Consider the following 14,213-nt stretch of genomic DNA (forward strand, 5'->3'; position numbering starts at 1 on the left):
AGCCTCATATTTATTGTCGTTTTAGTTTAATTTCAAAGTACGTTTAATAAATTTCCCTTGGCCTTTACTTCCCATAAAGGTGTTGTTATCCATAATGATTTCGCCACGTAAAAGGGTTGTTTTAACTTTTCCTTTCGCTTTATATCCTTCATGTAGGCTATAGCCAGCACCACTGTGTAAGTTATTGGCTGAAATAACCCATTCCTCATTCGGATCAAAAATGACAATGTCAGCATCAGCTCCAGGTAATAGCGTCCCTTTTTGTGGATAACATCCCATGGTTTTCGCAATGTTAGTGCTACATAGTGCAACCGCTTGGTTCATAGTGATTTTTCCGCTCTCTACACCTTCGGTTACCATCAAATTAAAACGGATTTCGAGGCCAGATAACCCATTCACCACCTTAGTAAAATCGGGGATAATTTTGCCATTGGCATCGCGCTGTAAAGCCTTTTCCTTTTCCTCACGAGTGAAAGTGCAATCATCGGAACCAATCAAGGTGATCGTACCGTTCTTAATGCCATCCCAAAGTTCATCCCGCTCTTTACGAGTGCGCAGTGGAGGCGAACAAATGGCCAGATGCCCATTTTCAATATCATCATAGAGTTCATCGAACAGCGTTAAATAGTGAGGGCCCGTTTCGATATACAGTTTTTGGCCTCGCTCTTGTGCTTGTTGTGCAATGTTTAGACAAGGACCATTTGTGGTATGAACAATCAGAAGAGGAACACCAACTGATTCAGCGAGTTTAGCCACGCGGCCAAAAGCTTCTGTTTCACAAATAACGGGCTTACTATTGGCAAAGTCACGCCAAGTTAGGGTGTTATTTTTGATGCACTCATCCACCGCGGTTTCTGCTATCGCATTACTTTCCGCATGGATCAATGGCATACAGTTATTTTCTTTTGCACGTTTAAAGACCTGCATCAGAGTCATATCATCTGCCATCACACCTTCTTTACGGTAAGTCATAAATAATTTAAATGTTGGGCACCCTTTTGCCGCAAGAAGTGGAATTTCATCTAATAACTGCTCGTTAGCTTCAACAAATTTGCCATGTACACTAAAATCAATCGCAGACTCAGTCATTTCCTCAATACGGTCATCTAGCGCCTGAAGAACACTTGAGCCTTTCCAAGTATTGGTAAAATCCATATAGGTTGTGACACCCGCAAATGCGGCGCAAATACTTTGCTGATAAAAGGTAAGTTGCGGGGAAATCCCTTGAAATGGAGCCTGTGTGTGCATATGCGCATCAATTAAACCCGGTAGAACTAATCGGCCTTGCGCATCAATTTCTTTTTGGCATTCAGCGGGCTCATCAGGGCCAAGTAAAGCAGCAATTTTGCCTTTTTTAATTGCCAAATCGGCGCGAACCGTACCCTCTTCAAGAACTAAATGCCCATTTCTAATAATTGTGTCAAACATAACTATCTCCAACGATTTTTATGTCACAACACAGCGAAAAAGAGACTGTGTTGCAGCTATTATTGATTGATCAACTCAGCGTTCCTTTCCGTAAAACTTGTCCACTGCAGGCATAACTTTCAATGTGATTAAACAGCGCAATTCGACCATTAACCATCACAAGCTCAATACCTTCAGGGTATTGATTTGGTTCAACAAAAGTACCTTTGTCTGTAATGGTATGTGGGTCTAACATTACGATATCGGCTTGGTAACCCTCTTTAAGTAATCCCCTATTGGTTAATCCCAAAACCTCTGCTGGTTTGCCGGTCATTTTGCGAATCGCTGCTTCCCAAGTTAAACAAGCTTCTTCGCGTACATACTTCCCAAGTACTCGAGGAAATGCTCCAAAAACACGGGGATGAGGCTTACCTGCCCCCATTAAGCCATCCGTACAAACATTCTGCTCTGGGCGGCACAAAAATTTAATCACGTGCTCTTCTGTCCCATAAAAATCCACCATTCCAACAGCGTTATCTTCCTCATATAACAGGTCAAAAGTGGCGTTATAAGAGTCTTTACCACGTAACTCTCCAAGTTGAACTAAGTTTAAACCTACTGCATCTTGGTTTTTCTGTTGCTTCACACTGGTAATGAAGATTTGATCTAACCCAGCGAAATCAATGAAGTTATCCCATCCAGGGATCCCTTTTTCGATATCGTCAATCATACGTTGGCGTAATTCAGAAGATTTCAGGCGTTCGAGTAGCTTTTCCGTACCACCTGCATGCACCCACGGCGGTAAAATCACCCCTAACATGGTGCTACCAGCAACATAAGGATATTGGTCGAAAGAGATGCGTATTCCTTCTTGCTGTGCTTGTTCAAGCATCGATAGCATTTCATCGATCAGTGACCAGTTTTTCTTACCACAGACCTTCATATGAGAAATATGTAGCCAAACTCCGGATGCATGAGCAATATCAATAAGTTCTTGAGTCGACTGAATGATGTCATCCGCTTCACTGCGCTGATGAACCACAAAAATCCCATTATATTTGGCTGTCACTTTGCAAAGTTCGGTGATCTCAGCGGTATCGCCAAAAGCACAAGGCATATAGATAAGGCCTGTAGATAGCCCATAGGCCCCTGCTTGTAACTCTCGCTCAAGAATCTGGCACATTTTGGCGACATCTTCCTGCGTCGATGCCTTACCATCTAATCCCATGGCTTCCATACGGATATTACCGTGGGGAACAAGATAAGCGAGGTTCGTAGCGCTTCCTCGCGCCTCTAACATGTTGAGATATCCCGCTGTATTTTTGAAGTGCCAGTCAATCTCATCAGAGTCACCATCGAGGCCAGCAATATTTTTACGCCACGCGGAAATATATTGTTCAGGCAAAGGTGCCAATGCAACGCCGTCTTGCCCCAACAACTCAGTCGTGATCCCTTGGCGAATTTTTGCGGAAACTACGGGGTTTAATAACACCGATAAATCAGAGTGAGTGTGCGTATCAATAAAACCGGGACAAATGATTTTACCGGTTGCATCAATAACCTGGTCCTGAGTGTTGGCGCTAATATCGCCGATTTGAATAATTTTACCTTCATTAACAAGTAAGTCGCTGTGATACTGACTTTCTCCTGTACCGTCAATGATGGTGGCATTTTTAAATAGTGTTTTCATTGTTCTCTTCCTTTATCAATGCCTTAGTAGTCACTAAGGCATCAAAAGATAACTATTTGTTATTATTGTAAATACTAGAAATTATGCTGTAGTAGCCTTTGACTGAGCCTGTTAATTGTCCAATTTCGATATATTCATCAATGGTGTGAGCCAGATTTTCTCTGGAAGGCCCAAAGCCAATCGTAGGAATATTGGCTTCCCCCGCATAGTGGCTACCGTTGGTACAAAATGAATATTGGGTAATGGTTGGGTTAATACCGACTTTTTTGAGTCCCGATAAAACACACTGCACAAATTCATCCGATTCATCTAACACCCAACCGGGAAAGAAACGCTCTCCTTCAATGGTACTACCGGTATAGCAAGATTCCGTACCATAGGCATAAGACACCCGCGCTTTAAATTCGGGGTCCAACTGAATCATTTCTTTCAACACTTTTTGGATAGGTTCAATTACGCTATCTTTGCTTTCACCAACCAATAACCTACGGTCATAAGTCGCGCGGCAATATTCAGGGACAACCGATGCGCCGGGATATGGTGAAGATTTAATATCCGTTAATTCAAGGATCCCTAAACCAAGAACGGGGTGAACAGGCGGAGTTAATGTTCTAATTTTTTCAACCAATGCCGCCATTTTATAAACCGCGTTAATACCCGCTTGCGGGTTTGCGGAGTGGGCTGGCTTACCAAATGTTTCTACCACCACCTCTGCGCGACCACGTTGGCCAATTTTCAGGTTAAGCTCAGAAGCCTCGCCGATAACCACATAATCAGGATGATAATTTTCAGTGACTAGGCGTGCCGCTACACCTTCAAAACATTCCTCATGTACGATGCAGGAAACATAAATTTTCCCAGCAAACTCACGCAGATAGTCTTGGCCGAAAAAACCAATGGCTGAAATCATGGCAGCAACTGCACCTTTCATATCGGTCGTACCACGACCATAAATTTTGCCGTCATTAATTTCTCCGCCAAATGGGTCTTGCGTCCATTGGCTTTCATCGACTGGAACCGTATCGATGTGTCCATCAAAAACCAGCGTTTTTCCAGGGTATTTCCCTACAATTCCACCAATGATATTGCCGTATCTATCAACATGAATATCATCAAATTCATAATCTTCCATCATGGATTTAATAACACGGACAACATTGCCCTCTTCACCGGAGTAACTTTTTTCACGAACTAAAGCCTGACAATTCTTGATGACTTCGTTAAGACGATTTTCTGAAAACATATTTTTCACCCCGATTAAAATTGGCCAAAGCTTGGGAACTCACCATCCCAAACAATATCCCGATAACGTTGAATATCCGTGTCGCCCTCAGTACTGATAAGCAAAATGCGTGAATTTTCATTCAGTTCTAGCCTGTTGCGCACATCAGCATAATTTTGGGACTGCATTAAAATAGAAAGTAACCCTGTAGTGACAGCACCAGATTCACCCGAAACAATCGGAGGGTCAGTCGGTAATGGGTTACCTAATATCCGCATCCCTCGCGTTGCGACAAAATCAGGGCAAGAAAAGAAAGCATCGGCGTAGTCTCGTAATAATTGCCAACCTGCAATATTGGCTTCACCACATGCCAGCCCAGCCATAACTGTTTGTAGATCGCCTCCAACAGAGATCGCTTCTTCATTTTCAGCAACCGCTGAACGGTAAAGGCAATCCGCAATTTGAGCTTCAGCAATAATCACTTTCGGTCTATCCTCTCCATAAAGCGCCGTTAACATCCCCTGCACCATGCCAGCAAATGAGCCAACACCAGCTTGAACAAAAACGTGAGTCGGTTTCACTTCATGTAACTGTGACAAAGCTTCAAACATTAACGTGCTGTAACCTTGCATAATCCACTGCGGGATCTTTTCATAGCCAGCCCAAGCGGTATCTTGCACCACCACCCAGCCATATTTTCTTGCCATTTCGGCTGTCATACGTACCGCATCGTCATAATTCATATCTACAATTTCTGCGGTCGCACCTTCATTCAAGATGGCATCTAAGCGTTCATGGGAAGAACCTTTAGGCATATAAACTACTGATTTTTGTTTAAGTTGACGTGCCATCCACGCCACGCCTCGCCCATGATTACCATCCGTCGTGGTGGCAAAAGTAATGCCATTTAATTGTTCTCTAACCTCATTGCTGACCATAACGTTATAAGGAAGCTCAGAGATATCTCTCCCCAACTCTTCGGCGATATGGCAGGCCATTGCATAGGCGCCACCTAATGCCTTAAATGCCTTGAGGCCAAAGCGTTGAGACTCATCTTTTAAGTAAATCTGTCCGACATTTAATGACTTGGCGAGTGCAGGTAAATGATAGAGCGGTGTTGGTGCATACTCAGGAATTGAGCGGTGAAATTGCCACGCTTTATGTAATTCAGCTTGCGAAAAAGAGGCAAGGTTCGCCGTAGGTTTCTGCTTAAAACGGCTGTGATTAATGTAGTACTTTAATTGCTCCTGCATGGAAAACCTCATGAACTTATTATTAATAAACAAGACAATTAAGTCTTAATAAAAAATAGGTTTACAGCTTAGGTAGCAATACACATGCCAAGATCGGCATTTACGTATGATTATAATGAGAAAATAATGTAGTCAGTTGATATAAAACAAAATTTAAAATAAACCATATAGAATTGCTTTTACTAAATTCGATATCATTGATTTACCTCATTGATAAATTATCAAATATGATAAATAGTGTGATGGCGATATATAAATAATTTAATATATTGATTTAAAAATAAAATTATAATTATCATCTCAATTAAATTTATTAATATTTATCAATTTTGATAACAAGGGAAAAAATGACATCCATTCTGAGTACTATCCAAAATGAAATTTGCCATTACGCAGAAGCTATTTCTGGCGTGACCGGAACAGATGTCGAAATTATTGATGAATATCTGATCCGTATTGCAGGAACGGGTTATTACAAACACATGCTTAATCAAAACGTTTCACGTAACGGCTATATTTATCGTCATGTTTTACGAGTACAAGAAACCGTATTAATTAAAGATCCTGGGGAAAATAACCTCTGCCATCTATGTGAAAATAGAGAAACCTGTACGGAAGAATTAGACCTTAACGCACCGATTTTTTTAAATGGTAAAGTCATTGGTGTCATTGGCATTATTTGCTCGACCAAACAACAGCGAGCCGTATTACTTCAGCAACTCAATAAATTCATCACATTCATCGAACAAATAGCCGAAATGATATCGAGTAAGGTATTTGAGTGTCTTGAACGCTTGAGAGCCCAAGAATCTTTACATGCATTTCGACGATTAATTGATGCTATGGATAGAGGCGTAATAGCCATTGATAGCCAACAAAAAATTTGGCATACCAACCGCTCTGCATCCCGCTTTTTTAATAAAGATATTATAGGCCTATCACTGTCCTTTGAACTTACAGGGGATATTTTATATGGCGATGAAGAAGCATGGTTAGAATTAGAAGGCCAGCGCTATCATGTACTCTGCCGTAATGTTACTTTTACTTCACTGGAAAATGATACGTTAACCATGATCATTTTTCAGGACGCCCGTGATTATATTACTCATGTCAATCAATCATCCGTTGAAATCAGCGAAGCCCCTTCACAGTTAATCGGTAATTCATTGACTATGATGAACCTCAAACAAACCATCAAGAAGGTCGCTGTCAGTCATGCAAATGTACTGATCACGGGGGAAAGTGGCTCAGGAAAAGAGGTCGTCGCTTATGCTCTACATACACAAAGTGCTCGACATGCTCAGCCCTTTGTCACCATAAACTGTGCGGCAATACCAGAGCAACTCCTTGAAAGCGAGCTCTTTGGCTATATCAGAGGCGCATTCACCGGAGCAGATCCTAAAGGGCGTATAGGTAAGTTTGAATTAGCCCATGGAGGTAGCCTATTTCTCGATGAAATTGGTGATATGCCTTTGTTATTACAGGCTAAGCTACTGCGTGTTTTACAAGATAAAACCATCACCCGAGTTGGTTCAAATAACCAAATACCTACCGATGTCCGCATTATTGCAGCCACAAACAAAAATTTATTAGAGATGGTCGAACACAAAACGTTTCGAGAAGACCTATATTACCGATTAAATGTTGTGCCGATCCCTGTTCCTGCATTACGGGAGCATCGTGAGGATATTGCTGATTTAGCGAAATATTTTTCTGACCAATTTTCAATGCAATATGATAGAGAAAAGCAAAAGATCCCTGATACAGTAATGAATTATTTATATGGCTATCATTGGCCGGGTAACATACGTGAACTGCGTAATGTCATCGAGTATATTTATGTAATGCAAGGCGATCTGCCTGAAATGAACCATAGCCATTTACCTGAGTATATTACAGAAACAAATTCATCAACAGAATCAATACATTCCATTACAAAAATCGCTGCGCTGCCTGTACACCATTATGAGAAAGAAACCATACAACACGTACTTGAAAAAACGGGTTACTCCATGGGAGGAAAGAAAGAAGCGGCACAAATATTAGGTTTAAGTATTGCGACACTGTATCGCCGATTAAAAAAATACGATATTTCCAGCTGACCTTCATATCTAGGCACTAATATTTCTCTCAGTGCCTGACTTATCGTACTTATTACTAATAATCCAACCAACTGTTACTGCTATACAAATAGTCACAAAGCGAATGGTCATTTTGTGATGGCTATCTTACTTTTGTTTTTACGCCCTTCTCAAAATATCTCATCTTTTAATGGCAAGTAAGATAAATTAACACCTTATGATCGCCAATAAAAACCTCGCCAACGCGAGGTTTTTATCTCTTCAGAAGAACACAAAACGAATTATACATTTTTCCTTTCGATGGTTTCTTCCCCCCAATATAGCCTATCCGCGGTGGTCTTCGAGAAGGCCAGAGGTAAAACTTCATCAGAACCTTCTTCCCAAATTTGTTCCGCTAATACTTCATCATTATTCGCTAATTCAAAAATAGCTTGAGCAATTTCAATTGAGGTTTCTCTAACTTTAGCCCATTCGGCTATTTGGTGAGGGTCTTTCATTATTCGCTCCTGATTAAATGGTTCTGGTAAAAACACTGAGAGATTTCAAGTCTGTGAATAAGATCACTACGACTTTAAATATATTGCCATTTTTCCTTTTTAGTGACGCTCTATTAAACGCGCTCACTATTCACTATCTCTAGTATATGACTATAAGTTAAGTAATAGAGATTAAAAAGTCATGAATATTCGCCATGTTGTTGCTATTGATTTAGGCGCATCTAGCGGTCGTGTCATGTTGGCTTGCTATGATGTGCATAATAAAAAATTATCATTAGATGAAATTCATCGTTTTACAAACCATTTGATCACTGAAGGTGATCATTGTTATTGGGATCTGGATGATCTTGAGACTCAAATACGGATTGGCTTACACCATGTAGAGCAATCTGGCATCCATATTGACAGCATTGGCATCGACACTTGGGGCGTTGATTATGTTCTACTTGACCGTGATGGTGCCACCGTCGGTCGCAATTTCTCTTACCGTGATAACCGCACCCAAGGTGTCATGGAGCAAGTCCAAACCGACCTTGGTGTTCAAAATATCTACCAAAAAACAGGGATCCAATTTCTCCCTTTCAATACCTTATATCAATTGAAGTCCTTGCAACAATCACACCCTCAATGGCTGGAACAAGCACACCATTTATTATTGATCCCTGATTATTTCGCATACCGTTTGACTGGGCAAATCAACCATGAATATACCAATATTTCCACCAGCCAAATGGTTAACCTGGAAACAAGTGATTGGGATGATGAGTTAGTCGAGTATCTACAAATACCACGCCGTTTATTAGGTGAAATCAAGCAACCAGGTAATATCATTGGCCACTGGCAAACGCCCAAAGGTAAAAAAATTCCGGTGATTGCCGTAGCAAGCCATGATACGGCCAGCGCTGTCATTGCGGCGCCGATAACCGATAGCCATAGTGCCTATTTAAGCTCAGGAACTTGGTCATTAATGGGCCTCGAACGTACTACTCCTTGTACTTGTGAATACGCATTTGCTGCCAATATTACCAATGAAGGTGGAGTAAATGGCCACTACCGTGTCCTAAAGAATATTATGGGGTTATGGTTATTCCAACGCATTTGTCTTGAACATGACGTGCAAGATATTTGCAGCCTAATTGCGTCAGCAGAAGCTATCCCTGCCTTCACTTATCTTATTAACCCCAATGATAACCGCTTCTTAAACCCTGAGTCGATGAGCCAGGCCATTAAAGAGGCTTGTCAGGAAAACCAACAACCCGTCCCAAATACTATCGCTGAGCTAGCTCGCTGTGTTTTCGACAGCTTAGCACTGCTTTATCGTCAAGTGTTTCTTGAATTACAGCAAATAAACCATGCCCCATTACAACAGCTGCATATCGTCGGTGGTGGTAGCCAAAATGCCCTACTTAACCAACTCTGCGCCAACACTTGCGGAGTCCCTGTGAGCACAGGCCCGATTGAAGCGTCCACCTTAGGAAACATTGGGTATCAGTTGATTGCCCTAAACACCATTCCAGATGTACCAACCCTGCGCACCATTATTGCAGAAAATACCGAGCTTTGTTGGTTTCAACCTCAAAGCATCGCGCTGGATGAACCTTGGAAACGATTTAAAACCATTACGGCCTAACTCAGGTTATTAACCGTATATCGATAAGTTATAAGGAAAATTTCATGTCTAATTACAAAGAAAGTTATCTTATTGCCAAACAACGTTTTGCTGACCTTGGTATCGATACTGAACTGGCGATGCAAGCCATGGCTGACTTGCCTGTATCGATGCATTGCTGGCAGGGAGATGACGTAGCTGGCTTTGAAAAATCTGCAACCGCTTTAAGCGGTGGTATTCAAGCTACAGGTAATTACCCCGGCAAAGCGACCAATGCGATTGAATTACGCGCAGACATGGATAAAGCAATGAGCTTAATTCCTGGCCCTAAACGCGTTAACCTGCACGCTCTTTATCTCGAAGCTGATACCGCCGTCGAACGTAATGAAATTGAACCTCGCCATTTTGCCAATTGGGTTGATTGGGCGAAAAAAAACCATATCGCACTCGATTTTAACCCTTCTTATTTTTCCCATCCACTCAGTAGCGAAGCGACGCTAACTCACAGTAATAAGGAAATTAGAGACTATTGGATTGGTCATGGACAAGCTTGTCGCCGTATTTCTGCGTATTTTGGCGAGTCATTAAATAGTGCTTCCGTAATGAATATTTGGATCCCTGACGGCATGAAAGATCTCCCCGTCGACCGCTATGCGCCACGCCAACGCTTAGTCGAGTCATTGGATGAAATTATCAGTGAAAAAATTGATATTAAATATCATATCGATGCCGTCGAAAGTAAGTTATTCGGTATTGGTGCCGAATCTTACACCGCAGGCTCCAGTGAGTTTTATTTGGGCTATGCCATCACACGTAAAACCGCATTATGTTTAGATGCCGGCCACTTCCATCCAACCGAGGTTATTTCAGACAAAATTTCAGCCGTCATTCCTTATGTTGAACGCCTATTACTGCACGTCAGCCGTCCTGTGCGTTGGGACAGTGACCACGTCATTTTACTTGATGATGAAACTCAAGCGATTGCCAATGAAATCATTCGCCATAACTTAAAAAACCGTGTGCACATTGGTCTCGATTTCTTTGACGCATCGATTAACCGCATTGCTGCGTGGGTCATTGGAACTCGCAATATGAAAAAAGCGTTACTACGCGCCTTACTTGAACCCACCGCAAGACTGCGTCAACTCGAAGCAGAAGGGGACTTCACAGCTCGCCTCGCGCTATTGGAAGAACAAAAATGCCTGCCATGGCAAGCTGTTTGGGATGAATACTGCGAACGCAACAATGTTCCTGTAGGCGAAAAATGGTTAGATGAAGTTAAACAATACGAAAAATCAACATTATTAACACGTTAAGGTGAATTGTATGCAAGATATTCTGACATCTTGGTTTGTCCAAGGGATGATAAAAGCCACCAGCGATATGTGGCTCAAAGGCTGGGATGAACGTAATGGCGGTAATGTGAGCTTACGACTAACTGAAGACGATGTTGCTCCATTTAAACACACTTTTCACGCTGACCCGCGTTATATCGAAACAACTGAACCAGTTAAAGAGCTAGCAAACCAATATTTTATTGTCACAGGTTCTGGTAAATTTTTCCGTAATGTTGCCTTAGACCCTGCAGATAACTTGGGTCTAGTTCGTATCGATAATGAAGGTCAGGGTTACCATATTGTTTGGGGCTTTGTGAATGGTGCAATACCAACCTCGGAATTTGCTGCTCACTTTCAATCACATATCACACGTATGCAAGCCACTAATGGCGCTAACCGCGTCATCATGCACTGCCATGCAACCAATATCATTGCGCTGAGCTATGTTTTACCGCTCGATAGTGCATCCATCACGCGTCATTTATGGGAAATGAGTACCGAATGTTTGGTTGTTTTCCCTGATGGTATCGGTGTGCTGCCATGGATGGTGCCTGGCACAGATGGCATCGGCTTAGAAACAGCGGAACAAATGAAACAACATGGCTTAGTACTTTGGCCATTCCATGGAATTTTTGGTTCCGGCCCAACCTTAGATGACGCTTTTGGTTTAATTGATACCGCAGAAAAATCCGCTGAGATACTTGTCAAAGTTCTCTCGATGGGCGGTAAAAAACAAACTATTTCAACAGAGAATCTGATTGCGCTTGCCAAGCGATTCAATGTCACACCAATGTCTGATGCATTGAAATAAAGCCTGTTTCTCTGTGGATAGGCCTTCCCTTCCACAGAGAAATTAAAACGATAATAAACAGTGAGGAATAGTTCATGGGCAGTGGAATTTTACTCGGTATTTTTTGGCATTTTGTCGGCGCAGCTTCGGCGGCTTGCTTCTACGCACCATTAAAAAAAGTTAAAAACTGGTCATGGGAAACTATGTGGTCCATTGCCGGGATTTTTTCTTGGATTATTTTACCTTGGACCATCAGTTATATTTTACTTCCTGACTTTTGGGCCTACTACAGCTCTTTTAGTGCAAATATTCTGATCCCCGTTTTTTTATTTGGTGCTATGTGGGGGGTGGGTAATATTGGCTATGGTCTGACTATGCGCTATTTAGGTATGTCAATGGGCATCGGAATTGCCATTGGTATTACGCTCATTGTTGGTACCTTAATGACCCCAATTATTCAAGGCACATTTGGCGAATTGATTGCCTCTACGGGCGGAAAATTAACAATTCTTGGCGTCCTTGTGGCTGTTCTTGGGGTTGCCATCGTTTCCTATGCCGGGTTACTAAAAGAAAAAGCGACCGGAGTGCAAGCCGAAGAGTTCAACCTGAAAAAAGGCTTATTACTGGCAGTCATGTGCGGCATTTTCTCAGCCGGTATGTCATTCGCAATGAGTGCAGCCGTCCCTATGCACGAGGCGTCCGCTGCCCTTGGCGTTTCTTCTCTTTATGTGGCATTACCAAGTTACGTCATCATCATGGGTGGCGGTGCATTAATCAATTTAGGCTATTGTTTTATTAGACTTATCTATCGTAAAGATATCTCTTTCAAATCAGATATCTCTGTCCCCAAAGCCCTACTGGTCAGCAATATTTTATTTGCCATTTTAGGTGGCGCTATGTGGTACTTCCAATTTTTCTTCTACGCATGGGGACATGCAAATATCCCATCACAATACGGCTTTATGAGCTGGATGCTACATATGAGTTTCTATGTTCTGTGTGGCGGTATCGTGGGGTTAGCGCTAAAAGAATGGAAAGGCACCGGCAGAAAACCCGTTCGAATTTTATGTTTAGGCTGTTTAGTGATTATCTTAGCGGCAAATATTGTTGGCTTGGGAATGGCCGCCTAGTGTAACAGTTTTTTATTTTAATTGATTGGGAGGTCAGCGATGACCCATAGAATGATACTTAATGAAACCTCATACTTTGGCGAAGGGGCAATTAACCACCTTGTCGAGGAAATTCAAAAACGCCAATTTAACAAAGCACTGATTGTCACGGATGCGGATCTGGTTAAATATAATGTAGTCAGTAAAGTCACCCAATTATTAGATGACGCTAAATTGGACTACGCCATTTATGATGGCGTTATTCCTAACCCAACCATTGATACCGTCCAACAAGGGTTAAAACACTTCAAACAATCTAATGCAGATTGTCTTATCGCTATCGGAGGAGGTTCTCCACAAGACACCGCTAAAGCGATTGGGATTATTATCAATAACCCACAATACGAAGATGTGGTGAGCTTAGAAGGTGTCGCTCCAACCCAAAACCCAGCAGTTCCTATTATCGCAATCCCAACTACCGCAGGAACTGCAGCTGAAGTCACGATTAACTATGTCATCACAGATAACAAGCTGTGCCGTAAATTTGTGTGCGTTGACCCCCATAGTATTCCGATTGTTGCCATTATTGATCCATCAATGATGGCATCCATGCCTGCAAGCTTAAAGGCTGCAACTGGCGTTGATGCTCTCACCCATGCTATTGAAGGCTATATCACGAAAGGGGCTTGGGCACTTACCGATGCTCTACACCTTAAATCCATTGAGTTGATCAGCAATTCGTTACGGCAATCCGTTAAGGGCGACCCGCAAGGTGTTGAAACGATGGCACTAGCACAATACATGGCAGGAATGGGCTTTTCTAACGTTGGCTTGGGGTTAGTTCATGGTATGGCTCATCCCCTTGGAGCGTTTTACAATACTCCACACGGTGTCGCTAACGCCATTTTATTACCTCATGTTATGTCGTATAACGCTGATTATACTGGGGAAAAATATCGTGATATCGCTCGTGCTATGGGTGTAAAAAATATCGATGCCTTTTCACTTCAAGAAGCCAGAAATACCGCCATTGCTGCTGTTTTTGCGCTAAACAAGGACGTTGGTATTCCTGAAAAACTGCGTGAGATCGGCATGAAACTGGAAGATATTCCATCCCTTGCTCAAGCCGCCTTTGATGATGTGTGTACTGGAGGTAATCCACGTGACACCACATTAGAAGACATCACTGAATTATATCAAGCGATTTATTAGAGAGTG

At 42.1% G+C, this 14,213-nt stretch carries 11 protein-coding genes; 6 read left to right on the top strand and 5 right to left on the bottom strand.

The genetic code is table 11. From position 1 onward, the window contains the following. Positions 1 to 21: 21 nt before the first annotated feature. The 4 genes from hydA to dpaL all read right to left on the bottom strand — a co-directional run bounded on the left by hydA (position 22) and on the right by dpaL (position 5,572). Positions 22 to 1,428: a dihydropyrimidinase gene (hydA, locus tag FVA72_RS19290; protein WP_110591107.1), complete on the bottom strand. Its 1,407-nt coding sequence runs from the start codon at positions 1,426 to 1,428 to the stop codon at positions 22 to 24. A gap of 70 nt (positions 1,429 to 1,498) precedes the next feature. Beyond that, positions 1,499 to 3,097 carry an N-acyl-D-amino-acid deacylase family protein gene (locus FVA72_RS19295; protein ID WP_110591106.1) on the bottom strand — a complete coding sequence of 533 codons (1,599 nt, stop codon included), beginning with the start codon at positions 3,095 to 3,097 and terminating at the stop codon, positions 1,499 to 1,501. 52 nt (positions 3,098 to 3,149) lie between these two features. After that, entirely contained in the window at positions 3,150 to 4,340 is a 1,191-nt protein-coding gene (locus tag FVA72_RS19300) for a YgeY family selenium metabolism-linked hydrolase (RefSeq protein WP_110591105.1), read from the bottom strand. A gap of 14 nt (positions 4,341 to 4,354) precedes the next feature. Then, entirely contained in the window at positions 4,355 to 5,572 is a 1,218-nt protein-coding gene (gene dpaL / locus FVA72_RS19305) for a diaminopropionate ammonia-lyase (RefSeq protein WP_096865086.1), read from the bottom strand. Positions 5,573 to 5,919: 347 nt separating this feature from the next. On the opposite strand from dpaL, the gene FVA72_RS19310 reads away from it, so the two are divergent. Further along, positions 5,920 to 7,674, top strand: coding sequence for a sigma 54-interacting transcriptional regulator (locus tag FVA72_RS19310; protein ID WP_110591104.1), 1,755 nt, complete (start codon positions 5,920 to 5,922; stop codon positions 7,672 to 7,674). A gap of 260 nt (positions 7,675 to 7,934) precedes the next feature. On the opposite strand, the gene FVA72_RS19315 is transcribed toward FVA72_RS19310, so the two are convergent. Beyond that, positions 7,935 to 8,150: a YccJ family protein gene (locus tag FVA72_RS19315; protein WP_110591103.1), complete on the bottom strand. Its 216-nt coding sequence runs from the start codon at positions 8,148 to 8,150 to the stop codon at positions 7,935 to 7,937. 181 nt (positions 8,151 to 8,331) lie between these two features. Here FVA72_RS19315 and rhaB point away from each other — a divergent pair, with 181 nt between their 5' ends. The 5 genes from rhaB (at position 8,332) to fucO (ending at position 14,207) form a co-directional block, all read left to right on the top strand. After that, positions 8,332 to 9,780 carry a rhamnulokinase gene (rhaB, locus tag FVA72_RS19320; RefSeq protein ID WP_110591102.1) on the top strand — a complete coding sequence of 483 codons (1,449 nt, stop codon included), beginning with the start codon at positions 8,332 to 8,334 and terminating at the stop codon, positions 9,778 to 9,780. A gap of 44 nt (positions 9,781 to 9,824) precedes the next feature. Beyond that, a complete protein-coding gene (locus FVA72_RS19325; RefSeq protein WP_004259694.1) occupies positions 9,825 to 11,075 on the top strand; it encodes an L-rhamnose isomerase in 1,251 nt (416 codons plus the stop codon). Between the two features lie 10 nt (positions 11,076 to 11,085). Next, the gene (gene rhaD, locus FVA72_RS19330) at positions 11,086 to 11,907 is read left to right on the top strand and encodes a rhamnulose-1-phosphate aldolase (RefSeq protein WP_004259698.1); all 822 of its coding nucleotides are present in this window, start codon (positions 11,086 to 11,088) and stop codon (positions 11,905 to 11,907) included. Positions 11,908 to 11,981: 74 nt separating this feature from the next. Further along, complete coding sequence (rhaT, locus tag FVA72_RS19335) at positions 11,982 to 13,016, top strand: L-rhamnose/proton symporter RhaT (RefSeq protein WP_004259701.1); 1,035 nt, start codon at positions 11,982 to 11,984, stop codon at positions 13,014 to 13,016. A gap of 39 nt (positions 13,017 to 13,055) precedes the next feature. Then, the gene (fucO, locus tag FVA72_RS19340) at positions 13,056 to 14,207 is read left to right on the top strand and encodes a lactaldehyde reductase (protein ID WP_110591101.1); all 1,152 of its coding nucleotides are present in this window, start codon (positions 13,056 to 13,058) and stop codon (positions 14,205 to 14,207) included. Positions 14,208 to 14,213 lie beyond the last annotated feature (6 nt).

Origin of the sequence: Providencia sp. PROV061 (assembly GCF_011045655.1) — a bacterium.
In the GTDB taxonomy this organism is placed as follows: domain Bacteria; phylum Pseudomonadota; class Gammaproteobacteria; order Enterobacterales; family Enterobacteriaceae; genus Providencia; species Providencia hangzhouensis.

Coding starts and splice junctions, on each gene's coding strand:
- hydA (WP_110591107.1), bottom strand. CDS start 1,428: ATGTTTGACACAATTATTAGAAATGGGCATTTAGTTCTTGAAGAGGGT.
- FVA72_RS19295 (WP_110591106.1), bottom strand. CDS start 3,097: ATGAAAACACTATTTAAAAATGCCACCATCATTGACGGTACAGGAGAA.
- FVA72_RS19300 (WP_110591105.1), bottom strand. CDS start 4,340: ATGTTTTCAGAAAATCGTCTTAACGAAGTCATCAAGAATTGTCAGGCT.
- dpaL (WP_096865086.1), bottom strand. CDS start 5,572: ATGCAGGAGCAATTAAAGTACTACATTAATCACAGCCGTTTTAAGCAG.
- FVA72_RS19310 (WP_110591104.1), top strand. CDS start 5,920: ATGACATCCATTCTGAGTACTATCCAAAATGAAATTTGCCATTACGCA.
- FVA72_RS19315 (WP_110591103.1), bottom strand. CDS start 8,150: ATGAAAGACCCTCACCAAATAGCCGAATGGGCTAAAGTTAGAGAAACC.
- rhaB (WP_110591102.1), top strand. CDS start 8,332: ATGAATATTCGCCATGTTGTTGCTATTGATTTAGGCGCATCTAGCGGT.
- FVA72_RS19325 (WP_004259694.1), top strand. CDS start 9,825: ATGTCTAATTACAAAGAAAGTTATCTTATTGCCAAACAACGTTTTGCT.
- rhaD (WP_004259698.1), top strand. CDS start 11,086: ATGCAAGATATTCTGACATCTTGGTTTGTCCAAGGGATGATAAAAGCC.
- rhaT (WP_004259701.1), top strand. CDS start 11,982: ATGGGCAGTGGAATTTTACTCGGTATTTTTTGGCATTTTGTCGGCGCA.
- fucO (WP_110591101.1), top strand. CDS start 13,056: ATGACCCATAGAATGATACTTAATGAAACCTCATACTTTGGCGAAGGG.